This window comes from Carnobacterium gallinarum DSM 4847 (assembly GCF_000744375.1).
Taxonomy (GTDB): Bacteria; Bacillota; Bacilli; order Lactobacillales; family Carnobacteriaceae; genus Carnobacterium; species Carnobacterium gallinarum.
The window spans coordinates 1,575,593-1,599,080 of sequence record NZ_JQLU01000005.1 but is presented as its reverse complement, the minus strand read 5'-3'; the positions used below and the strand labels follow the sequence as shown (position 1 = coordinate 1,599,080).

General features: G+C 33.1%; 22 protein-coding genes. All 22 read right to left on the bottom strand.

Translation table 11 applies throughout. The annotated features are described in order from the left end of the window. Positions 1–556: 556 nt before the first annotated feature. The 22 genes from BR43_RS12145 to BR43_RS12045 all read right to left on the bottom strand — a co-directional run bounded on the left by BR43_RS12145 (position 557) and on the right by BR43_RS12045 (position 23,457). Entirely contained in the window at positions 557–1,336 is a 780-nt protein-coding gene (locus tag BR43_RS12145) for a Csa1 family protein (RefSeq protein ID WP_034562314.1), read from the bottom strand. Positions 1,337–1,340: 4 nt separating this feature from the next. Next, positions 1,341–1,547 carry a hypothetical protein gene (locus BR43_RS12140; protein WP_034562313.1) on the bottom strand — a complete coding sequence of 69 codons (207 nt, stop codon included), beginning with the start codon at positions 1,545–1,547 and terminating at the stop codon, positions 1,341–1,343. Then, positions 1,519–2,292 (bottom strand): Csa1 family protein, encoded by a 774-nt coding sequence (locus BR43_RS12135; protein ID WP_034562311.1) that lies wholly within the window; start codon positions 2,290–2,292, stop codon positions 1,519–1,521. Before BR43_RS12135 ends, BR43_RS12140 begins: the two co-directional genes overlap by 29 nt. A gap of 138 nt (positions 2,293–2,430) precedes the next feature. Beyond that, positions 2,431–3,303, bottom strand: coding sequence for a hypothetical protein (locus BR43_RS12130; protein WP_034562309.1), 873 nt, complete (start codon positions 3,301–3,303; stop codon positions 2,431–2,433). Positions 3,304–3,514: 211 nt separating this feature from the next. Then, positions 3,515–3,907: a hypothetical protein gene (locus tag BR43_RS12125; RefSeq protein WP_034562307.1), complete on the bottom strand. Its 393-nt coding sequence runs from the start codon at positions 3,905–3,907 to the stop codon at positions 3,515–3,517. A gap of 47 nt (positions 3,908–3,954) precedes the next feature. Next, positions 3,955–4,317: a hypothetical protein gene (locus tag BR43_RS12120; protein ID WP_034562304.1), complete on the bottom strand. Its 363-nt coding sequence runs from the start codon at positions 4,315–4,317 to the stop codon at positions 3,955–3,957. Between the two features lie 481 nt (positions 4,318–4,798). After that, positions 4,799–5,041 (bottom strand): hypothetical protein, encoded by a 243-nt coding sequence (locus BR43_RS12110; protein WP_034562301.1) that lies wholly within the window; start codon positions 5,039–5,041, stop codon positions 4,799–4,801. A 119-nt stretch (positions 5,042–5,160) separates the two neighbouring features. Further along, positions 5,161–5,901 carry a hypothetical protein gene (locus BR43_RS12105; RefSeq protein ID WP_034562299.1) on the bottom strand — a complete coding sequence of 247 codons (741 nt, stop codon included), beginning with the start codon at positions 5,899–5,901 and terminating at the stop codon, positions 5,161–5,163. A gap of 226 nt (positions 5,902–6,127) precedes the next feature. Then, the gene (locus BR43_RS12100) at positions 6,128–6,373 is read right to left on the bottom strand and encodes a hypothetical protein (protein WP_034562297.1); all 246 of its coding nucleotides are present in this window, start codon (positions 6,371–6,373) and stop codon (positions 6,128–6,130) included. A gap of 21 nt (positions 6,374–6,394) precedes the next feature. Beyond that, the gene (locus tag BR43_RS12095; protein ID WP_034562296.1) at positions 6,395–7,069 is read right to left on the bottom strand and encodes a hypothetical protein; all 675 of its coding nucleotides are present in this window, start codon (positions 7,067–7,069) and stop codon (positions 6,395–6,397) included. Positions 7,070–7,094: 25 nt separating this feature from the next. Then, positions 7,095–7,271 carry a hypothetical protein gene (locus BR43_RS19940; protein ID WP_157464023.1) on the bottom strand — a complete coding sequence of 59 codons (177 nt, stop codon included), beginning with the start codon at positions 7,269–7,271 and terminating at the stop codon, positions 7,095–7,097. After that, a complete protein-coding gene (locus BR43_RS12090) occupies positions 7,261–8,178 on the bottom strand; it encodes a hypothetical protein (RefSeq protein ID WP_034562289.1) in 918 nt (305 codons plus the stop codon). The genes BR43_RS19940 and BR43_RS12090 overlap by 11 nt, the downstream gene beginning before the upstream one ends. A gap of 150 nt (positions 8,179–8,328) precedes the next feature. Continuing rightward, entirely contained in the window at positions 8,329–8,538 is a 210-nt protein-coding gene (locus tag BR43_RS19935) for a hypothetical protein (protein ID WP_169741055.1), read from the bottom strand. A 197-nt stretch (positions 8,539–8,735) separates the two neighbouring features. Continuing rightward, positions 8,736–11,267, bottom strand: a complete 2,532-nt coding sequence (locus tag BR43_RS12085; protein ID WP_034562282.1) for an SA1320 family protein — start codon at positions 11,265–11,267, stop codon at positions 8,736–8,738. Then, positions 11,239–12,012: a tandem-type lipoprotein gene (locus BR43_RS12080; RefSeq protein ID WP_034562280.1), complete on the bottom strand. Its 774-nt coding sequence runs from the start codon at positions 12,010–12,012 to the stop codon at positions 11,239–11,241. Before BR43_RS12080 ends, BR43_RS12085 begins: the two co-directional genes overlap by 29 nt. Before the next feature lie 15 nt (positions 12,013–12,027). After that, positions 12,028–16,554 carry a type VII secretion protein EssC gene (gene essC / locus BR43_RS12075; protein WP_034562278.1) on the bottom strand — a complete coding sequence of 1,509 codons (4,527 nt, stop codon included), beginning with the start codon at positions 16,552–16,554 and terminating at the stop codon, positions 12,028–12,030. Positions 16,555–16,567: 13 nt separating this feature from the next. Next, positions 16,568–17,845: a type VII secretion protein EssB gene (gene essB / locus BR43_RS12070; RefSeq protein ID WP_245617862.1), complete on the bottom strand. Its 1,278-nt coding sequence runs from the start codon at positions 17,843–17,845 to the stop codon at positions 16,568–16,570. A gap of 10 nt (positions 17,846–17,855) precedes the next feature. Beyond that, positions 17,856–18,107, bottom strand: a complete 252-nt coding sequence (locus BR43_RS12065; RefSeq protein WP_034562276.1) for an EsaB/YukD family protein — start codon at positions 18,105–18,107, stop codon at positions 17,856–17,858. A gap of 2 nt (positions 18,108–18,109) precedes the next feature. Beyond that, entirely contained in the window at positions 18,110–18,592 is a 483-nt protein-coding gene (locus tag BR43_RS12060) for a hypothetical protein (protein WP_034562274.1), read from the bottom strand. Further along, a complete protein-coding gene (esaA, locus tag BR43_RS12055; protein WP_034562272.1) occupies positions 18,589–21,975 on the bottom strand; it encodes a type VII secretion protein EsaA in 3,387 nt (1,128 codons plus the stop codon). The genes BR43_RS12060 and esaA overlap by 4 nt, the downstream gene beginning before the upstream one ends. 225 nt (positions 21,976–22,200) lie before the next feature. Then, positions 22,201–22,497 (bottom strand): WXG100 family type VII secretion target, encoded by a 297-nt coding sequence (locus BR43_RS12050; protein WP_034562271.1) that lies wholly within the window; start codon positions 22,495–22,497, stop codon positions 22,201–22,203. A 360-nt stretch (positions 22,498–22,857) separates the two neighbouring features. Beyond that, a complete protein-coding gene (locus BR43_RS12045) occupies positions 22,858–23,457 on the bottom strand; it encodes a TetR/AcrR family transcriptional regulator (protein ID WP_034562268.1) in 600 nt (199 codons plus the stop codon). Positions 23,458–23,488 lie beyond the last annotated feature (31 nt).

Genomic DNA, 23,488 nt, shown 5'->3' with positions numbered 1-23,488 from the left:
ATTCAGCTATAAATTTTCTGAAAATTAATTAAAAGTAAAACAAGTCTACGGTACTCAACTCGTTCATTCTTGATGTATTTAATTTTGACATCTAACTGAATTGCTTCTAGTTTTATTTTTTTACTATATGGACATTATTACTACAAATAACCTTATTTCCAGACACTTTCCCCATCTCGTTAAAAATTAACAACGTTATCAAAAACTTCATATGTCCAATTGTAAAACCACCATCATTAAGTCCGTTCCAATATTTAATTTGACTTTATCAATTGTTATTTTTGCACTACCAATTCATATCTTGTAATGTGATATGTAGCAATCAGCACCTAGTAATAATGCTAGGCCAACACTAACTTTCCTTCTTTTTTTCATAAATTTAAACTCCTTTTAACTTTAAATTTCGACATACGAAAATCAAGAATACTAGATGGGGAATTTTCGCTTATCTATAGTTCTTTGATATATCGTTCTATATCTTCTTTATCCTTCCCACAAACTAACCTACTATATACTATAACTAACTTTTGAAACCAAACTTGTACTTTCCCCGTTTTTATTGTAAATCGGATGTTTCTTGCTCATTTTCTGTCTCCTCTCCTAAAAATAATGCTCGATAATCATTTCCACCGGTTTCACTCACACTTGTATTGATGAGTTCATAAATAGAGATATTTGGTTGTTGTTGAATGACTAAATTTACTTTTCCACCCGAATAACCTTCTCCATCTTTGTTAAATTCTAAAAAACTTTCTTCTCCGTATTGAGGTAAGCCTTTTGTTTTTATATAAGCTTCGATTTCTCTATCTATTTGTGGCAATTTGTAGGTTAATGAATAACTAGGCACTTCAAAATTATAGCCACTCTTTTCAATCTTAAAATTTTTTGTATAGTCTTTTGTAAAATCAAATTCTTCTATCATAAATTTGAAATTTTTTATTTCTTCAGTTAATTCCGCATTCTCTTTTACATGATATTTTTCTCCATCAAACATTATGAACGTTTCCTTCACTTCATCTCCTTCGCCCACTTTTGCCTCTTTTAAATACAACCTTTCAAAATATTTTCCATAAGCTTTTTTTTCTGTTGGATAATATTTTAATACCATTCCTTTTGATACTAAATCTCCATTCTCCGTTCTATTCTTAGCAGAATTCAATATATTTACACTACTTTCTCTCGAGCTAAAATACTCCATCAAAGGACGTTTTTGATATTCATACATTAAAGGGGTCATTTCCTTCACTATATTTTTTTTCGACTTGCATCCACTTACAACTACACTTACACATAGTAATAAAGCTAGACCAATAATGACTTTTCTTCTTTTTTTCATATAGTTAAACTCCTATAACTTTAAATTTTGATATATGAAAATCAAGAATAATAGATGGGAAATTTTCGTCTTTATATAAACTAGTTGTATAAATTTGTATATCGTCTGCACCAGCTCCATCTACTAACAGCGTTTCTATATCATAACTAACTTTTGAAACAGTACTTGTACTTTCCCCGTCTTTATTGTAAATCGGATGTTTCTTGCTCATTTTCTGTCTCCTCTCCTAAAAATAATGCTCGATAATCAGTTCCTTCTGTTTCACTTGAATCTGTATTAATAAACTCGTTAATTGATACATTAGGACTTCTATGAATGTTTAATTTTATTTTCCCTCCAGAATACCCATTGCCATCCCTGCTAAATTCAATCTTAGTCGCGTGATCATACTTTACCAACTGTTTATCTTGTATATAATCTTTAATTGTTTCATCATTTTTAGATAATTCGTATGAAAGCGAATAACTGGGTACTTCAAAGTTATAGCCGCTTTTTTCAACCTTCAATTTTTTTGTAGATTCCTTAGTAAAATCAAATTCTTCGACCATAAACTTAAAGTTTTTTATTTCTTCTGTTAACTCAATGCCTTCTTTCACATGATAATTTTCACTATCAAACATAACTGGAATTTCTTTTTTTTCATTATTCTTTTTTTCATCTTCTGGATAGAGCCATTCAAAATATTTTCCATATGCTTTTTTTTCCGTCGGATAGTACTTTAACACCATACCTTTCACTATTAAATCACTATTTTCTAATGTTTCATCAGCTGAATTAGAAATAAGAACACTACTTTCTCTCGAACTAAAATACTCCATCAAAGGCCGTTTTTGATATTCATACATTAACGGAGTCATTTCCTTCACTATATTTTTTTTCGACTTACATCCACTGACAATCACACTTACACATAGTAATAACGCTAGACCAATAATGACTTTTCTTCTTTTTTTCATAAAGTTAAACTCCTTTTAATGTTCTTGTTTAATCTTAAATGTATGTACATGTAAAATAAGTATAGAAACTTCCCACTCTACTTATTTTACACAATGTTTACTTTATTTAATTTTTTTACTTTTCTTAAATACTTTCAATCATATATTTTTTTGAACTTGAGTCTTCAATTCATTTTTATATTGTTTTGACTTTTTACCATACCACTCTAAATTTGAATAGCCATATTTCAATCGATATTCTTCTGAATATTTAGATAAATAATACCCTATCAAAATTTCTGATTTCATATAGATTGGGATTAAAACCATTACAAATGCCAACATTGGAGAAAAAACTTCTAATAGTTTAGTTATAAAATCATTTTGACCAGATATTTGGTTTTTTACAAAAAAACTTTGAATAGTTTTACCAATAATGATGATTCCTCCAATTAATCCAAAACTTTTTTGATATTTTTCAAATATGCCTAGTATACTAGTTATCTTTTTTCCTGTACCATACAAATTTTCTTTAATTGAGTTATTCATCAAATTATTCTGTGTTGTAATAAATATTACAAAAAGAATAGCATAAAGCATAATAATCCAAAAACTATTTAGAGCTAAATTTACCAAACTCAATAGAAAAAGAAATATAAACAATATAAAAACAAACGAATATATTAGCATTGTCAAATTATAATAATACGATAATGATATATTTTTTTTATTTTTATTTTTTAAAATAATATACTCATGTATAAGCATTATTATTAAAGTTATCACTAACCAAAAATACGGAATTCTTAAAGAAAGTATATTGATAGCTACTGGAGCGCCATTTTCAATAAATTTAAGAAATATATACATTATATAAAGTAATAAGAATGCTATATGAACACCAAAAAAACGTTTGGTTACTGTATGCGGATCTGATTCTTTGATAGCGCGTTTAATATTTTTTTCTTGTACTAACTGTTCACTTTCTTCAAATGTTGCTTGATAAATAGTTTTTTCTTTTACATTATCCAAACCAACTCGCAACTCCTTCCACTGAAGAAACACTATCTACAAAATTATCTAGACCTTCTTTTACATTTTCTGATGTATTTAAAACTGTCTTTTTAGCTTCATTAACAGCTCCAAAAACACTGCCTATCCCACGTTACTACTCTATTTCGTTAAAGCTTGAGTAAATTTAGAATTTAAAATAGCTTTTCCGTACTTTCTAGTAAATAAACGATTATTTATCTCGATATTGTTCATAATTAAACTGAAAAAACAACAGAACAACTGCCATGATCACTAATGCTATTCCTGAAAATCCATAGCTTACAAAAAATCCAGTCGCAAACATTACATTGTACCTCATCCAACCAATTGAACAAGCTATTATTAAAATGAAAAAAGCTTTTCCAACTGACGGTTCCGCCATTTCTCTTGTTAAAATAAAGACAGATAAACCGCACTGCACTAAGTTTTTAACAACAAACTCTGTCATATTCACAGTTTGATACGTCTGACTATTAAGATAAAATCCACCCACTAAAATAGCCATTGTTGCAAAAATTTGTACCACAATCATGTAACCTGCTAATGAATTAATTTTTTGATACATACGACGACCATTACTCATTAAAATCCTCCTACTGAAATTGACCACTTTTCTAAGTAATCCTACACTTATTTTTCTACTAGTAATTCTTTATATTTCCCATAAGAAATAGCTGCATTTATCAGATAATCATCACTTTCAACTACTGCTGGTTCCAAATAAAATTCTTCTACATTCGGAAATCTAAATAACTCAACAATTCCTGTATTTGGTGCAATCGTTCCATACTTGTCTTTCATTAACAAAAAACCACCCTTTAAAGTACTATTTTGATAGTCTAACGCCATATCAATTGCAATATTACTTATAGCTACTTTATCTAAGATAATTCTATTCAATACTGCAAAACCTTTTTCCCAATTTTTTTTCTCCATCTCAACTTCATACGTAATTAAATTATTCATTACAAAAGCAGATTCTGATACTATCATACTTACTCATCTCTTTTCTTTTTTATTTTCTTCACTATTAAATTCTTGTGTAAAAGAAGGAAATTTAATCAAACAATAAAACGGCACAAATAACGGTAACACAAAAAATAACAGAAGCATTGATATAATCATTGAAAATATAGATATCAGAACATGACTTCCTTTAATAATATTCGTGTTACTAATAAAGATTACTATACCTACTAAAAATACCATTAAATTAGGTGGTATATATATCATTCTATTCCTTTCATTGCCACTATTTCTTTGTTCTGAATCTTTTCTTAAGTCACCATTTTTTATTTTCCGAATATAATAAACATACCCACTAAACATGCTAAAAAAATACATAGAATAAATAAATATATTGTATACAAAAAAATAATTTGAAAAACCGCTTTGAGACAAACTTTGGCTTGAATAACCCGAAATTAATAAATTTTTAGAAATTAGTATTGGGAAAGAAGCAAATAAAAAAACATCAACTAAAAAAACTAAATAATAAACTAATAGGAATTGATATAATCGAAACTATCGTAATTATAAAATATAGCAAATCTTCATAACCTAAGAACAAGTAATTCACATAAAAAATACTTACCCAAATACCAAAAAAAATCCATACTTTCAAAAGAATATTAAAATTTTCTGGCGAAAATCTATTCTTTTTAAATCCTTCTTTAATTGTATAAAAATCTTCTTCTTTAAATTGATTTAATTGCATATTTGTTAACTCCTTATCTTATTATATTTATAGAATTCTAAAAATAGCTCATATTTTAAAATCCTAACCAAGATAAAACCGCAATTTTAATTCCTAAATATTAATACCATTTTCCCGACTTATTCATGACTATAATTAATTATAAAATCAGGAAACCTTTTTTTACAGTAGCTGATAATAAGGGGACCAGGTGCTGCAAAAATAAATAACATAAACGTTGGGATTGCAATAGCAGAAATTAGTACATGATTACCCCAAATTAAATCGATTTTACTCATACTAATAACAAATCCACCTGAAATAATGGTAATGAGACTAGGAGCCATATACTTAACTTTGGATTTTTTTTCGTTAGCCTCTACATTTTCTTTTCTAAATGCTCCACTTTTTAATGAGTTTTTAAAATATAAATAACTTCCTAAAAGAACTAACAGTATACATAGATATATATATATATTATAAAATATAAAGTATGGTCTAAAACCAGTTTCAGATAGTGGAATATTTTCAGGACTACTAATTAGCAAATTTTTGAAAAGAATCACAAATGAACTTCCAAATAAAAAAAGTGACTGAGAGAACAAAATTGCTTGAGTTGCTTGAAATCTTTGATAAATTTTTTTGATAGTAAATAGTAAACTTAGCGGAACTGATACTATTAACCATGCAAAAATAATCCAAGATATAGGTTCTCCATACCCATTACTTAATTCAAGGTACAAATATACTATCACTCCTAAACAAAACACTAACCAAATTTTTAAAAAGCTAGCAATTGTTTCTGGTGTTTGATTCTTTTTTATCTTTAAACTATATTTATATGCATAAAAATCTTCTTCTTCATATTTATTCAAATTCATACTATTTTCTCCTCATACATCTATTATGAATAGTTTTAACATCACCCGAATCCTAACCAACCACCAACTATATCTCCGCGGTTATAGCACTAGGAAGTGCTATATCTACTGCTACTGTATTTATTGTTGTTGCCACAGATGCTTCACTATCCGATAACCCTTAGGTCTTTGCATCATTAAAATTTTCATATCCAGCCATTCCCGCTGTGACTGCTGTTAATGCAACTCAAATAATTGGAGCGGCTTTTAACGATTTTAGTCCCTTCCAATATGTTTTATAATCAAAAGCATCTGCTACTCCTTTACTCATGCTTTTTAAAATATCCTTTTGATCCTGTTCACTCATATTATTTTTTTGTGAATTTACATTTTCTAAAAGAATATCAATTTCAACTAAATAGTTGTCAATTGCTGTGCTCAAACCCGTTATTCGTTCTTGGGCATCTTGAAGATTCAATTTTAATTTTGTCATCCAAATTAATTCCTTTCTACTTCATTTCTCTACTATTGTATACTCAAACCCATACGGAATCGCTGTAACTTCTTTTTCTTCAAAAATAATATCTTTATCTGGCATCTGCTTTTCTGATGGCATTATTGGTGCTGTGATTAAAATAGTTATTGCTTGTTTAGGTTTTAAAGTTCCAAAATATTTTTCTGATAGATTAAAACTTCCAACTGCACTTATCATTTCAGGATATTTGTCAATTTTTATATCTCCGATAAATCCACTTATTTCCGTTATTTCATTAGACGTACCATTGACAAGAATACCACTAAAAATAACCTCTCCATTACTAGAATCATAATAACTATATGCATTCAAAAAAGTAATTGATTTACTATAGAATTCTATTTCTTTATCATTATAAAATTCTTGAATTTTTGAGAACATTTTTATATCATTTTCAGACTCTTTCTTGACAGTCTCATCTTCTAAAAATGGTGGCAACAACACCTCGACTTTTTCAGTAACCATTGCCTTTCCTTCATTGCTATCTATTGTTCTTACATTACTAGAATCACTCGTACTAGTTCTAGATTCCTCTTCTTTTAATGAGGAACGATAGCTCTCCACAGATTTATTTGCTTCATCTTGAAGAGACTTACAACTTGTTAAAATCAGTACACTACTTACTAATAGAGCGGCTATTTTATATTTTTTCATAGCTTACGTTTACCTCGTTGTCCTATTATTTATGTTGATAACCTGAATTTTTTGCCGTGTCTGGTGAAACTGAACCACTTGGCACATTTGGATAACCGGTATCCACATCATAATCATCTGGATTTTTCTGAATTTCATATGCCCAAAATCCATTCAATTCTATCATTGCTTCATGACTAATCCCTCTAATATTAGTTCCCATTAGATGAATCACCTACTTTTTCTTGATCACGAGTCCAAGCATAATTCTCTCGAATTAAACTATGATTCCTTTTTGTATCCCATAAATTTGATAAAATCATCGTTCCATATGAAAAATAATTTTTAAATAATGGATTTATTTTTATATCATCTAGAATTTCATTTGCCATTTTTTCTGTTGGTATTTTAGATTCATCCCTAATAACCAGATTTACATTCACTAAAAAATCTAGATTAGTTTTTTCTTCAAATAGCTGTTTCCACTCTTCATCACTCCGAATTGGATTGTCCTTGTATAAGGCAAAAAGTTCTGCCTTCTCTTTTTCCGCATTATCCATTCGTTCAATATTTCTATCTGGAATTGTAAAATGAATCATAATAAAAGGATCCAATTTATCTGTATAATCCATTAAATTAGCTGGAAATCCTTGATACTGTGGATAAGTTTCTTCAATATATTTCGACATTTCTTTAATCTCTTCTTTATAGGCCATAAAATATAAGCCTATAATAACATCCTCTTGAAACCCATTTCCAGCCTCACTTTTTGTTGCCCCTTCACTGAAATAACCATTATCAGATAAACTTATTGTCATCATGTCTTTTACAATTGGTTCGTCAACCGATACAAATGTAATGTCTACAGCATCATAAGGAAACGGTGCCTCCATTCCCAATATCTTAATGTCTCTTCCTAAACTTGTTTCAACTTCTTCTCGAATATGGGCATAAATTTCATCTTTTTGTTCGTACGCTCTCTTGATTGTTCCTCGATTAGAAGAAGCATCTATTGTGTAATAGCCTAATTTTTCTTTTTCTTCCATTGTTACATAACCTGATGCTTTTGCTTTTTCTACATCAATTTTTCCACTCTCGATAATTTCTTTATAACTATATGATTTTGTCATTTTGCATCCTCCTATTACCAATAATCCCAAACACAATCCTACTACTATTGCCTTATACTTCATCCCTACACCTCACTTAGTCTTGGTACTTTCATCTTTTGTGCAATTCCTTCAATTACGTAATAACATTCCTCTACGGGTAAGGCTACCTCACCATAAGACTTCACATTTGTTGCAACTGTTACTTGATCTGAAGCTTTTAGAGATTTCTTGCGCCTGCATACTTGGAATATCCGCAATCCCGATGACGGGTTCTAATTCGCCTTTTTCTGGACGTGCCCATTCTTCGCTATACTCCGTTGGATCTAAAATCGGCAAATAATTCCGGGTTTCCAACGGTGGCAACCACGGTCTTGGCAATTTTATGTATAAATAAAATAAGTATAGAAACACTGTACTATACTTATTTTACACAAATCATAACCTCTTTAATTTTTTTCATTTCCTTAATTTATTTCAAAAATTAAAGAGACCATTTGTTAAAAATCCTTGCATTTCAAGAAGAATATGTCCTATTTATATATATCTTTATAAACAATATAGTTTAGTTTTTCCATCTAAAAACTTCCAGTATAACTATTCTCTTTTTGTCCTTTGGAACTGCTACTTTTAGAGCCCCCAATTTGTTGACCAAAACAATTTTGTATCAATTCATTGAAATAACCTAATAATTTTTTTACAGCTCCAACTTGAGAGGATAAGCTTTTAATCGCTAATCCTATGTTACCAAATTTTAACCTATCATCTAAATTGGTTAATTCAGACATCATCCGCTGAATGACCTCACCTGAAAGCATCTGAACTTTAACTATTTCATCTAAATCTAAAGCTGTATATACCGCTTTTTCTACTACTGATTTTAAGTAATTTTCCATAGTATTCACTTCATTATTAAACATTTGAGATGCAGTGAGGACTGCATTAAATACATCTAATAAAGGTAAAACATTATCTTTGAGATCTTTAATAGCAACTTGTACATCTCCTGGAAAATGACTACTCAACACTCCTGCACTCCCTCGTTTAGTTTCTTTCTCCCACTTATTTATAGGTGCGATTGGACCTGGAGATGCTGTTTTACTTGTATCAACTGGTAGAGTTACTAATTTCATTGTTTCATCCTCATAAGTAATCTCTTTATCCATTTCTTTTGAAAGAGCATTAATCATGTTTTTTAATTCATTCATTCCTTCACTAACTACTTTTGTCTTGGCTTCCAATCTATCTAAAATATCCGTATAGGACGTCCCAATTATTTTACTTAAGTCCTGACTTTGCTTCTCAACTTGTTTATCAAAAGCTTGTAAAACATCTTTCACATCATCAAAAATTTGTGTTTCTTTTAAGAAAGCTTCATACGTTTTTGGGACGTTTAGTACATTAGGAGCTGAACTAGATTCTCCATTTTTTATTGATTCTGCAATCCACTTATCCTTTTCTTGATAATTAATCGCAATAGACGTACTAAGGGCGCTAATGGTTGACAATGCTTTAGCCAATTCAGACGCATTTTGATGCTCAATTTCAAATACTTCTGTTAAGGATTGGGAAATTCCATCATTATTTCCCTTTCTTAAACCAAGTCCTTTAAATACTTTTTTGATCTTCGGCTCTAGTCCATTGGTAATTCCTACAATCGCTTTAGAAATATCAGAAATTGTATCATACTGATAAATTTTTGTACTGCCATCATTTGTGGTATAGTTAAATTCCCCATTTGTTTCAATATTATGAATTAAAATACTACTAGCAGACATCAATTGTTTCAACTGTTTTCCAAAATCACTTACATCAGGAAACGTCCATTCATCCCCACCTTTAAACCATTTTCGTTTTCCACTTTCTCCTAAATAATCAAACTTTCTTGTAATGGAATAAGCATCGAAGTCTGCGACGGTCTTTAAAGTACTTTTTTTATCTTTTATCTTCCCAAATGAATCATTAATCCCCGCTAACAAGGTTCCTAAACCACTACCATTTAAACCGTCAACCACAGCTTGATTTAACTGCTCTTTTCTTGTTTCAAATGAACCTGTAATGGACTCATTTTTAGACTCACATTGTGTAATGTTTTGATTCACCCAAACCATATCATCTCGTGCCATTCCTTGAATATTCACACTTAGGTTCAGCAGTGATTCTGGATTAATCTGAATTTTTCCACCACTACCACCAGCATTAGCTCCTGGGGTTCCTAATAAATTCTTTACTACTAACTGACGCCCCGAACGAATCACATCTAATTTTCCATCACCATCTACATCTACTCCAACGTCTTCATAAATTGTTTTCTGTTGTTCCAAGTCTAGAATTTTTGTAAGATACGTTTGCATATCCTCCTCTAAAAAGAAATCAATTGAATGAGTATTTTTATTGTAAATCCTATATTCATTTCCAATATAAACCCCCTCAAATACATCAGATATACCATTTAACTCATCTTTTTCTGATACAAATCGAGTAATATCTCCATCAAAATTTTTCATTAATTCTTCTAAGAATTCTTTATTTTCTGAAGACAATATCTGCATCATAATTTCTGCTGTAAGTTGTTCGGGAAAACCTGCATTAAGAAAATTCAGAAAAATTTCAATTCCATTCGATACAGATAACGGCGCACCATTATAGGTTACAGTTGTTGGATTATTGGTAATTAAAGCAACTAATACGGCAATATTTCCACCTAAAGAGTGTCCTGTAAGTGTAATAGGGTAGCCTACTTTTGCAATCTCGTTATAAAAATCGACTGCTGGTGCCGAATGTCCTGTATTTCCTAGTATAATACCCGCATCTATTAATACATCCTTCATTCCATCTGCGTCCATATGTGTACCTGCGTATCCTAATACCACTTTACCAGTAGTTGTATCTAGAAAAGCAACACCACAGGTTCCACCTTCATCGTAATAACTGTCGATGTATTGAAGGTTAGGTGGGAAATTTTCGTCTTTGTATAAACTAGTTATATAAATTTGTATATCGTCTGCACTGGCTCCATCTACTAACAACGTTTCTATACCATAACTAACTTTTGAAACCGAACTGGTACTTTCCCCATTTTTATTGTAAATCGGATGTTTCTTGCTCATTTTCTGTCTCCTCTCCTAAAAATAATGCTCGATAATCATTTCCACTTGTTTCACTTGTATCTCTACTAATCGATTCACTAATGTAAATATTTGGATTTCGATGAATATTTAATTTTATTCTTCCACCCGAATACCCATTTCCATTCCTACTAAATCCTATATCAGTCGCATAATCATACTTCAACAACTGTTTATTCTTTATATAATTCTTAATCATGTCATCATTTTTAGGCAATTCATATAAAAGTGAATAATCTGGTACTTCAAAGTTATAACCACTTTTTTCAATTTTAAGATTTTTTGTATACTCTTGAGTAAAATCAAATTCTTCGACCATAAACTTGAAATTTTTTATTTCTTCTGTTAGCTCGATGCCTTCTTTCATATAATAATTTCCATTTTCATACATTACAGGAAAATTTTTTTCTTCATCTTCTTTACCATCTTCTTTAGGAAATAACCATTCAAAATATTCTCCATAAGCTTTTTTTTCTGTCGGGTAGTATTTTAAAACCATACCTTTAGTTAATGAATCTCCATTTTCCAATACATTACTAGCTGAATTTTGTATAAGAATACTACTTTCCCCCGAGCTAAAATACTCCATCAAAGGACGTTTTTGATATTCATACATTAACGGAGTCATTTCTTTCACTATATTTTTTTTCGACTTGCATCCACTTACTACTACACTTATACATATTAATAACGCTAGACCAATAATGACTTTTCTTCTTTTTTTCATAAAGTCAAACTCCTTTTAATGTTCTTGTTTAATCTTAAGTGCATAACTATCCGTAATATAATACGCTTCATCTTCTTTTAAACTTTCCTCTTTGTAGTCTTTATTATTTACGGTAAAGACATTTTGATCATTTAATCGGGTAGTTATGATGACATCTTCAAAACGTTTTAGCACTTTGCTCACTTCATCATATGCTTTTCCTAGCTCAAATAAATCATTTAGTACGATATAACGGAACCCTTGAATTCGACTTTCTTCAATTAGTTTCGCTAAGATTGCACTGTCCTTACTATCCATATTCGCAACACATTTAATACTGTTATTTAGTACGACATAAATTGGTTCCACTTTTTGATAGTATTCTGTTGGTGAACTTTCTTTGTTTTCCTTTTTAAATTCCTCAAATTGTGTCACTCGTTCCGCTACCTTTTCTTGAATAGCTCCTATTAACTCTGTATATTGTTCTTTCGTTGTTGCTACTGCATTTACTTGAGTATGAAAGGCATATAATTCACTCGTTGGTAAATCAAACAATAATAATTTTTGTTCTTTTAAAAGAATCCGTTCGATAAATCGTTTCGCAACTTTTTCACCATCCTGTACTTTTCCATATGCAAATAAGAAGTTTGATTTATTCGCATCCCATACAACACTTTGAATTTCTTCAAAATCCAGCCCCATTGGAAACAGATTTGGCGTAGAAAGAGTTTCTTTCACACCAAGCATACGTAGATAATCTGTTTCTTCCAATATCTCCGGTATCATCGGAATCTCTTCCGCTCTCTCCCCTGTCCAATACCCATTCATTTCCTTCGCTTCTTGTTGGATTGCATCGATAATTTCCAAGGTATCTTCCCCTTCTGTTGGCAATGCCGCTTGGAACAAGGCGGGTTCTTCTAGTTTAATCAACCCACGCCCTGGCAAGTCTTCGATTGTTAAGTCCGTACGTCCTACCACTGACTTCGCATCACTTTCATCAATCATTTTCAAGACTAATTGCAGCTTGATATTGCTTTGTAAGTTCGCTCGCATACTCGCCGTACGTCCAGCAGAAATAACTAAATGCAGCCCAATCCCCGCACCTTCTCGTGAGATTTGCGTTAAGCATTTGTCTAAGGCATCTTCGTATTTCATGCCTTTATACCCTTCAAATCCATCTAAAACGATAAGAATATTAGGCTCTTCTTTCCCACTGGCTTTTTCATACATCGCTAGATTCGCGACTGCGTAGTGGCTTAACATCTTCTTGCGACGTTTGATTTCTGTACTCATTCGGCGAATGAACTTACCGATTTTTTCCTCTTCATCCGAGTTCATGGTGTCCGCCACATGAGGCAAACTGCGTAACGGCAAGAGTCCATTGGTTCCAAAATCAAGTAAATACACGTGGAGACGAGCCGGATTGTGCTTTCTCGCTAAGCCCATGACTAACGTTTGTAAGAACGTCGATTTCCCAAATGCGGGACTTGAAAAGACGACTAAATGTCCTTCTTTTGTTAGATTCAAGCTCAAGGTTTCTTGCGCCTGCATGCTTGGAATATCCGCAATCCCGATGACGGGTTCTAACTCACCTTTTTCTGAATTCGCCCATTCTTTTACATATTCCACTGGATCTAAAATCGGCAAGTAATTCCGTGTTTCCAACGGTGGCAACCACGGTCTTGGCAAGCTCGCAATCCCCGCCGCTTCCGTTATGGCGTGAATCCCATCAATAATCGCATCTAATTCCGTCGGCACAGTCTTCACTTCGTCCGCATTTTCCAAGCCACTTAAATCTTCACTTAAAATATCATACTGACCTAAATCATTAATCGCATAAACGGTTAAATCTTCGGCTGTAGATTCGTCTTTATCTGGTTGATAATCCGCACCACTCCATGCACTTTGGAACAATTCATAAATCTCATTATTCCCTACTTGTAAGTAGGCACGTCCCGCTTGCGTGATTTCTGCGGCATCCGGGGTTTTCAACATTTCCATAGAATCGGCACGATCCGCTACTTTTAAGGCTAATTTGAATTTTGAGTTACTCCAAATCTGATCGTTGACGACACCACTTGGTTTTTGCGTCGCTAAGATTAAATGAATCCCTAGAGAACGCCCAATTCGAGCGGTGGAAACCAGTTCCTTCATAAACTCAGGCTGTTCTGATTTCAATTCCGCGAACTCATCGCTGATTAAGAATAAATGCGGCATCGGCTCCGACACATCGCCATCTTTGTAGAGCTTTTGGTATTGATTAATATGATTGACATTGTTCTCTGAAAATAAGCGTTGACGACGTTTTAATTCGGCATTAATCGAAATCAAGGCACGCATACTTTGAGCGCCATCTAAGTTGGTGATGCTTCCCAATAAATGCGGCAAGTTTCGGAATAAATTCGCCATTCCTCCGCCTTTATAATCGATTAATAAGAACGCTACATCGTATGGATGGAAATTCACAGCCAAACTTAAGATATAACTTTGGACAATCTCTGATTTCCCTGATCCTGTCGTTCCAGCGACTAACCCATGAGGTCCATGAGCTTTTTCATGAAGATTCAGCATCACCACATCTTCTTTGCCTCGTAAACCCAATGGCACCGCTAGACTCTTGTGAGGCGAGTGAGCCGCCCAGCGTGTTTGAACATCTAATTCCTCAAAGCGCTCAACTTGATACATTTCCATAAAGGTCACACTTTCTGGAATACTATTTTTCAAGTTCTGCAAGTGATTCATTGGCGCTAACGTTCGAGGCAACTGTTCTTTATCGAATTCTGCGGGGAAATGATCCAAGGCAAAAGGCGTATTTTTTAGCTCGCCATTTTCCAAAACCATCACTCCTGTATTGCGATCCCGAATATCAATCACCGTCTTCACATTTTCCGATAAACTACTCATGACGTCTTGTACAAAAATAATACTACAGCCTAGGCTTGTTGGGTCTTCGTTAAAGAATTCCATAATCGTATGATCGAGAATCAGCTTCACGTCTGTAATTAAAACCACATAATGTGGCGTAAAAATCGTGCTATCGGCATCTCGTTTGTTTTCATCTTGTGCATTTTTACGATTTTTTAGAATCTGCGTCAAACTATTTAACACTTGATCACGGCTTCTTTGGTGATAAACAAAGCCACGAACATTCATATCTTGTAACGTCGCATGAGGCAACCAACGCATCCAATTCCATTCAGCTAATTCATCCTCTGGAAAAATCGTGATAAATTGTAAATCATGGTAACTATGGAAAAAAGCTAACTGATTCACTAAAAGTTGGAGTTGTTCTAACACTAACGGGCGTGGTCCAATATACCCGATAGGTCCCAAAGTTAGCTCCGTCGTTACGGGAACACCTTCTACATACCGACTCCCAGTCCATACATCCATTCCTTCTTGGGACAAGTCATCTAATTTCTTTTGACCATCACTGCCTTTATAACTAATGTCGCTGCTAGTTTCAACACGACCTAATCCTAGACGATACGTTAAAAAGTCAAAGTGTAACGGCGTCTTCTCATAGATCCGATGATTGTACTTCGCAACTTCCTTCGTTAACGTCTGAACATCAGGATAATGATACAATCTCCCGTTTCGTTGTTCTTGATTTAATTTGTATAGCTCTTCGCTTTTGTTCATTAAATAGTGAGTGTAAATCCGAATCCGATCGGCGGAATCAATCTTGTATTTTTTTCGATTTTTAAGATAAGATGAAATCGAAAAAATCGTAGTAACAACCGTGGTTCCAGCCGTAATTAGGACAAACGGTCCACGAGATTGTAAAAAGCTCATGGCAATCGTTGCCCCCATCATCATTAGAGGCGGTAGAATCATTTTTAGCAATTGCTCGCTTGGTTTTGCTGGTTCGTTGTCTGGCGTATTGATTGTAATTTTTTCTTCTGGTTCACGGTAAATAATCCGTGGCGACCGATGATAATCAGGATATTCATCATAAAAACCATGACTCGATTCGGCTAATTTAGGCAAATGAACAGTGAGATTGCCATTCCCTGTTACGTGCAGTTCATCTTGAAAAATGGTGAGGAAATGACCGGCTAAAAATAAAACATCGCCAGCTTTTAGTTGCGTTTTTGTTGTTTGATAATAATAGTTGATAAATAACCCACAGCCCAACGGTTGAATTTCCCAGCCGTCGGTTGTTCGTGTCACCGTATATTTTTCTAGCATCTGATTCGGCAATTGAATAGTTGCCGCATTATCCGAACCAATATGCCAATTTTTTTCAATGTCTAATTGATACGCCACGGGATCGGTCACTTCAAGTAAATTATAGGTTAGCGTAGTTTGATTTAGCTTAATTTCATTCTCGTGATTTAATTCTAGAACTCTTGCTACATCTGCATTCTGAAAGCCCCATTGTTGACTTGCTTCATGGAAATCCAACTGCAATTCCTCTCCCACTTCACCTTCAGCTAGTTCTGCTGTTGGAAAGTAAACATCATGGTGCGGTTGACTGCCAATCCTATAACTTTCCTTAGGATTTAAAACTAATTGATGCAAGTAGTGGTCATTATTGATACTTAATTTTACTGATTTCATTTGTTTTCCTCCCCTACTTGCTGCTATCTGTTTGTGCTGGATTTTTTTCTAAGCTTGAACTATCTGTCGCAGTAGGATCTAGTAGAACATTTTCTTTGGCTTCACTGCCTTGCATTTCCTCAATCGCTTTTTGATAAATTTCATTGTATTTTTTATATTCTGCTTCGGCTTCTTCTAGTTTTTTCTCGTAATCTGCACCTTTTAAGTCAGGATCATTTTTAATCTGTTCAATTTTTTGTTGAAGTGCATACAAGATTAACGTACTATCTTCTAGTTTTTTCCCAAGAGCTAAGGCTTCGTCTAGATTTCCACGACCATTTTCAATCCAATAATCCAAATAAGCAGGAGCTGATTTTAAACTAATACTCTTCATAATGGTTGCTTTTTGTTTATCCGATAAATCTTTTCCTTGCACATATGCATAGGCTAATTCGTATTTTTGTGTTGTTTCGATTTTGTCAGTAGCGATGGGTCTCAACGTAGTAATGACACCTTCATAATCATTTTTTAAAAAGGCGGTATCTGATTTTAATAGCTTGTCTTGATGAGGATTACTAAAACCAACAAGATACACTAAAGGGATCATGAGAATCAAAATAGCGACACTAAACCAAATCGTTAATTGTTTGTAGGTGATGAATTTGCGACGTGAAACAACACGTAAATTCTTCTCATCACTAGCAACTGTACTATGATGCTCTTTGACTAAGTAGTCTGTAATTTCTTGAACCGTTTGGGCCTTTGCAACCGTTTTGATAAAGCCTGTTTCTTTGGCACGTTCTAGGTTGCCACCATATAAACTACTGAATGTTTGTTTTTTAGAGAATAAAGCAATCACAATGGATTTGTATTGACGCAGGAATTTTTCAGCTGTCACTTCAGTTGGTGGAACCCCACTTTTCAACCCGCGATAAGCCAAATAAGGCACTAGATTCAAATCAAATTGCAAATTATCTGGATCTAAAAAGAAGGTATAATAACCATCAACGTATTTTTCAAAAACAGCTAAATTCAACGCAGTCCGAATTTTTTCAGCGCGAGATTTTGTCAAAATTTCCTCAAAAGAGATTCCATGTGCCATAGGCTGGAAGTGGAAAATAAAAGCATCTTCTTTATTTTGAATCGTTACCGGTAGAAATTCTTTCTTTTCTTCTAAGAGTAAATTAATTTCTTGTTCATTGCGTAAGTGCGCATCTGATTTTTTTAAATGTAAAATCCATTCATCTTCTTGCTTATTCATAGAATAGTTATGGTCTTCAAACTTCATTACTTTAATCTCTTTCACGTTCATTCCCCGTCTCCTAATAAATAATAATATGGTCGCCTGTTGTTACTGGATAGCGATGAATTTTTTGATTGTCCGATAATAATATTCCTTTATTTACAACTTTCAACTGATATAATTGCATGTCTTCTCGTTGGATGTGTAACGTCTGATCCAATTCAATAATAAAATTTTTTACGGTTTGATGCGTTGAAACTCTTAAATCCATTTGTTTATCTGGTTGTTGCTGATAATTTACAGTTACATTGATATGATACTTTTGCTCCATAGTTAAACTCCTTTACGGTAATTTGATATTGAAACCACTGCCCCTATAATTAAGATCATTAAGCCAGCTATCGTTAAAAACATCAGAGCTTGTGTATTTGCCCCGGTTGCTTGTATCTTAACTTGAGAAGCGATACCACCTTGCGTTATGGGCAAAGTGGCTGCTTCTTTTTCACTAAATAAGTCTGACGCCGAATAGAGATTTACCTTTTCAGCTGGATTTAAAAATAAGGTCGTTCCTTCAACTTTAAATTGCTGCTCCGCTCTTGCTTTAATACCTTGATACAATTCCATCTGTTCTTCATTAAATAAACTATCTGTCGCAGTTGTTTCTGTGTTTTGTTTGACACTATTGTTTTGCTCAATTCGATCTGCTTTAATTTGAAGCTCATTTGGAGCAAGCTTGGTATCTGCTAAAACACTTACTCCAAAAAAACAACTTCCCATCACTACCATCAAACTGAAACGGATGAGTCTTTTTCTCATACTTCCACCTCTACTTCCTGTGGTTGTGGCTGGCTTTTTTCTTTCTCTTTGGGAAACCAGACAACAAGATTTAAGACAATCACAATCGGAATTAAGATAAGAAAATTCACTAAAACAGAAGTCGGATTAGGAATCTGATTGGCACTATTGCTTAAGATCGTTTCTGCCGTATTCAATGGTGAAAAATCCCGAATGCGATAAAAAATCGTTTCACTATCCAGTGCTTTTCCTACAGCTTCTGTTAATAATAAATACGAAGCAAATAAGAACAGATTAATAAACATCCCCAACATTTTAAATTGTCGCTGTAAATATGTCGCCATGAAGACAAAGACAATCTGAATCAAGACTACTATCAGTATCCAATTTAACTGGATATCTGTGTTCAGCTGCTGCATCCTAAAGCTGATAAAGGCAATCATCCCACCTTCAGCAATCGCTGCAATTAAGCCAAAAAGCACTAAAGGTAAATTGCGAATAAGCAAGTTCTCTTCAACTTGGAAACTATTCAGTTGACGCACTTGCCAAACTTTCAAATCTAACACATAGGCTGTAAAGACCGCTGTAATAAATAACGCAATAATAATTAAATAAGGATAATATGCATCCCCACTAGAAATCCGACCATTGTCTTTTTCCTTAACTGGTGAAGCTAAAAAATCAACGAGCTGATTATTAATCACTCCATTTTGTTGTCCATTCTTCAATACTTCATTAAAAGTCTTAGAAAAATCTTCGGTTTCTTTTACCTGACCTTGGAATTGATTCATTAAGCTTTTCGTATTTTCAGTCACTGCTAGCCCACTATTTTGAATAGCTAAGGCATCTTGATTAAAGGTATCAAAAACTGAATTAACTGTTTTTAAATCTTCAATATTTGATTCTGAATTAGTTTTAAGACCTTCGCTATAAACTAATAACCCCTTTAATCCGGCATCAATTTGTTTTGTCCCCTGATGCTCACCCTCGGTTAAAGCATCCGTCATCGTCCCTTCTCGTTCTAGCTCGCTAATCTTTTTCTGCCAATCCCGTAAATTATCAAGCTGATTGTCCACCTCTTGATTTAGCTGTTTCGCTGTTTCCGTTGTCTCAACAATTTTGTCATTTAATCCCGCTACCTTTAACTCCATCTCGTCCGCTTGAACCTCATAGTTGGTAAAACTAGCTAAATAGTCATTGTAAATTGCCGTTGGTTCAATCAGCATTAATTTAACGAGCAAATCAAAAACATTAAAATTCTCAGTATCATTAATTAATTCATTATAAAATTTTGATGCTTGACGAGGCTTATCTAAATTATCTAAATTCCCTGTTTCACTATTCAACGGACCAAACAATAACGCCAATTCATCAAGAACTGTTTGATAGTCTTGAATGTACTTTCCAGTCCAAACGCCATTAGCATAACGCAAATCATCATAAGCCCTAAGTTTCACTAAATAGTCTGTTTTATCAAAGTTATTCGTTGGAAATCCGATTGTTTGGCTATTATTTAAGGGTGTATCTGGTATCCAGATTGGCGGTGGCGGTGTAATTACCGGATTATCTACACTTGGAGGCGGATCAATAATCGGCGGAGTAATTGAAAGTCCATACACGGGTGTAATCGTTAACTGAATCGCTTTATCGACTAAATCAATTAAATCAAAATCAGGATCACTCGCCCCTGCTCGATTAAATTGATACTCTAAATGTAGATAAAAATTAGAACCTAGTGTTAAACCGCTTAACTCCAATGTTCGTGTAGGCGTCAATAAATCTCTAAGCTCTCTAGAGGATAACTGTCGTTCGCCATCCGCTACTTTTATTGCCGCTGAGGTCACTTTAACTTCTGAAGGAACTACAACATTCAGGTTTAAATTCGTCAAAACCGAATAATCCTTAACTCCACCTGTAGTGTCATAAATTAGTTGGCTATAGTTCGCTCGATCTTCTGTTTCTACTAGATCAACTTTTATCGAATTCAAATCTTTATAGTTGGCAATTTTATCTGGATTTTCAGCAGGCGTAGCATGGGGAGGATTTTGTAAATTCCCTGCAGCTGCTTCATCTGCTGTCACCAATCTTGAAAGATTGTCATTCGTACTTGTGACAGAAAGATAGTTTTTAATCTGACTTAACAAAGCTGTCATCTCACCTTTACTAGCACCATCTGGGTAGGGGCTATCCGCTAAACTGCGCTCATTCCAATAAACCAATTGTGAAATTTTATTGGCTAAATTATTGATCCGCTCTAATTCATGAGCTTGACTAACTGCTAAGTTAGCATTTAAATCTTTGCCCTCTGGAGCTAACAATTGGGCAATACTTAGCTTCCCACGATTCAAATTGTATTCATTACTTAATTTTTCAGTGACACTTTGCGTTAATACTTTTTTATCATCTTCAAATTGATTTTCAATCGCTTCTTTTTGTTGCAAGATAGTTGCTTTGACATCTGCAATGTACTCTTCTGTTCCTCTAATCTGATTAAGCAAGGTCATATCTGCTGAAGTAAATTCGTTACCAATTAATTTATTCTGCTCTACAAGGCGTTCGTATAAAGCTTGCGTTTCTTCATTGCCTAGCATTAGACCGTAGTCTGTTAATCCAGTAGTAAAATTAGTATAATCCAATTTATTTTTTTCTTGCTCACTAATAAGTACTTGTAAACTTTTATCAAACTCACTTTGATTCGTGCCATAAGAAACAACCGACTCTAGGTAATTTTTTAAAACTGATTTATGTTGTTCAATTCCTGTTTTAGATTGCTCGCCAATTGCTTTAATAGAAGAGAATTGATTCGTATAGCCTTCTAATGGCTCATAAACTTGATCACCATAAATATTAATTTTTTCAACTTGGTTGCCAATTACCGTGCCGACATTTTTTTGTGCCGTATACAGATTTTCTAAAATGGATGAAATATACACATCAATTAAATCTTTATTCAGTTCTGCAATCGTATTTTTAGCAACTTTTACTGCTTCATTTTCAACATCTTTATTGCCATTTGCATTAATTTTATAGCTAACTTCAGCTTTTTCAGGAATCACTTCATCTAAACTAAATGTATTTGCTGAAAAATCGCTAGGTACAACAATCATCAAATTATACGTATCATTTGCCAGCCCACTTTCAGCAATACTACGGCTAACCACATACCAATTCTGATTCATATCCTTCTCGATTTTTTTTACATAATTTTCTCCTAATGAAAAAGGAATGCCTCCATATTCTGTTCCCAAATCTTCATTTACTAGGGCAATTCGCATTTTAGCAACCTGTTCTTCTTGTTCCACGTCTGCTTTTGAACTGGTGAATAACCCCATATAAGTTAATGAAAAACCAAGAATTCCTACTAAACCTAAAAAAATAACGCCAATTACTAATTTTTTCTTCATTTTTTTATCTCCTAATCCTTCAAAAACTGAATGTTTAGCCTAATAATATAAACTAATTTTGACTTATATCTAAGCAATCTCTAATCATAAATAGATGCCATACAGTGAATCTTGTAACTTCTCTATCCATTTATCATTGGATTTGCTTCTTAAAGTCACTTCATTCATCAAAAACAGACGAAGGAGCCTCAACTCCTCCGTCTCTTTAAAATTCTAATTTAATACTTAGCCTTGGAAACCAAGCTTGCTAGCAATCTCAGCATCTGTATCTCTAACTGCTCCAGCAACTTCAACCAGTTGTCTATTAATTTGATCTAATAAATCAGCAAACTCATTTACTTTTCCTGATAGTTCAATAAATTGCTCTTCAAAACGTGTAAAGGCTGTACCTTCCCAGTTTGATGAGATAGTCTCTTGTTCTTGGTTTAAACGTTGTAAGATTTCACGAACATTACCCGCACCTTCTGTGTATTTTGTTGCGGATTGTTCTAACTCATCTGGCGTTAATTTAATTTGTACCATTTAAATTCCTTCTCTCTTTTATTTATTTCTAATTACAAACACTTGTAATAAAATGTTCATAATTAACTATTTTATTATACACTATACTCTAACATAATCACATACTTTTAAAATAAAAATTTTTTTATTTGAACAAATAAATAATAAACGGATTTGCATATTGTTTTTTATTTTACTTTCAGAAGAGTGAAAACAAAAAACAACAAATGTTAATAAAAATAAAACACTATTGTTACGTTTTTTAAAACCCTATATATAAGGATTTTTTATTTAAATTTAATTTATATTTCTAATTATTAAAAAAAAAATAACCATTTCCCCAACTATTTAACAATTGGGAAGAAATGATTATTTTTACACCTATTTTTTAAAAATACCATATAACATAAAATCAGTTAATTCACTCACCTGTTCTTCAATTGGAACTGATGGACCAAATTTTTGATTACCATTAAATAACGGACTAATACTAGATACTACAAATTTAGCTGCTGCTTTAGAAGAGACATCTTCTCTCAATAAATTCTGCTCTTTCATTTCATCAAAAAATTCACTAAATGGGCGTGAATACGTATTTTGGCTCAATTGAAACAGTAAATACTGATTTTCTGGTTGCATTTCATTTAAGATATCGTGAATCATCAACATAATATTCGTTGGATGATAGTTCATTAAAGTTACAATCATTGCTGTTAATTTTTCATTTGGTGCCATTTTTTGCTTAAAAACAGTTTCTAAGGCTTTGTTTACATTAGTTGTTAGTTCCCGGACCACTTCGATATAAAGACTTTCCTTATCTTTAAAATGATGATATAAGGCTGGCTGGGTAATGTTACTTTTTTGCGCAATTTCTCTCGTTGAAGTTGACTTATAGCCCTTTTGCATAAATAAAATACGCGCTTCTTTTAAAATAGTTTCTCTAGTTAGCTGCATTTCTTCTTTTCGTGTTCGTTTCTTCACACCTGTTCACCTTCTACTTTATTCGCCGTAG

What these genes read in the sequence shown, in the direction of transcription:
- BR43_RS12050 (WP_034562271.1), bottom strand. Translation starts at nt 22,497, where the DNA reads ATGGTACAAATTAAATTAACGCCAGATGAGTTAGAACAATCCGCAACA.
- BR43_RS12100 (WP_034562297.1), bottom strand. Translation starts at nt 6,373, where the DNA reads ATGACAAAATTAAAATTGAATCTTCAAGATGCCCAAGAACGAATAACG.
- BR43_RS12090 (WP_034562289.1), bottom strand. Translation starts at nt 8,178, where the DNA reads ATGACAAAATCATATAGTTATAAAGAAATTATCGAGAGTGGAAAAATT.
- BR43_RS12065 (WP_034562276.1), bottom strand. Translation starts at nt 18,107, where the DNA reads ATGGAGCAAAAGTATCATATCAATGTAACTGTAAATTATCAGCAACAA.
- BR43_RS12095 (WP_034562296.1), bottom strand. Translation starts at nt 7,069, where the DNA reads ATGAAAAAATATAAAATAGCCGCTCTATTAGTAAGTAGTGTACTGATT.
- esaA (WP_034562272.1), bottom strand. Translation starts at nt 21,975, where the DNA reads ATGAAGAAAAAATTAGTAATTGGCGTTATTTTTTTAGGTTTAGTAGGA.
- essB (WP_245617862.1), bottom strand. Translation starts at nt 17,845, where the DNA reads ATGAACGTGAAAGAGATTAAAGTAATGAAGTTTGAAGACCATAACTAT.
- BR43_RS12135 (WP_034562311.1), bottom strand. Translation starts at nt 2,292, where the DNA reads ATGAAAAAAAGAAGAAAAGTCATTATTGGTCTAGCGTTATTACTATGT.
- BR43_RS12080 (WP_034562280.1), bottom strand. Translation starts at nt 12,012, where the DNA reads ATGAAAAAAAGAAGAAAAGTCATTATTGGTCTAGCGTTATTAATATGT.
- BR43_RS12105 (WP_034562299.1), bottom strand. Translation starts at nt 5,901, where the DNA reads ATGAATTTGAATAAATATGAAGAAGAAGATTTTTATGCATATAAATAT.
- BR43_RS12145 (WP_034562314.1), bottom strand. Translation starts at nt 1,336, where the DNA reads ATGAAAAAAAGAAGAAAAGTCATTATTGGTCTAGCTTTATTACTATGT.
- BR43_RS12120 (WP_034562304.1), bottom strand. Translation starts at nt 4,317, where the DNA reads ATGATAGTATCAGAATCTGCTTTTGTAATGAATAATTTAATTACGTAT.
- BR43_RS19940 (WP_157464023.1), bottom strand. Translation starts at nt 7,271, where the DNA reads ATGGGAACTAATATTAGAGGGATTAGTCATGAAGCAATGATAGAATTG.
- BR43_RS12110 (WP_034562301.1), bottom strand. Translation starts at nt 5,041, where the DNA reads ATGCAATTAAATCAATTTAAAGAAGAAGATTTTTATACAATTAAAGAA.
- BR43_RS12140 (WP_034562313.1), bottom strand. Translation starts at nt 1,547, where the DNA reads ATGAGCAAGAAACATCCGATTTACAATAAAGACGGGGAAAGTACAAGT.
- essC (WP_034562278.1), bottom strand. Translation starts at nt 16,554, where the DNA reads ATGAAATCAGTAAAATTAAGTATCAATAATGACCACTACTTGCATCAA.
- BR43_RS12060 (WP_034562274.1), bottom strand. Translation starts at nt 18,592, where the DNA reads ATGAGAAAAAGACTCATCCGTTTCAGTTTGATGGTAGTGATGGGAAGT.
- BR43_RS12125 (WP_034562307.1), bottom strand. Translation starts at nt 3,907, where the DNA reads ATGAGTAATGGTCGTCGTATGTATCAAAAAATTAATTCATTAGCAGGT.
- BR43_RS12085 (WP_034562282.1), bottom strand. Translation starts at nt 11,267, where the DNA reads ATGAGCAAGAAACATCCGATTTACAATAAAAATGGGGAAAGTACCAGT.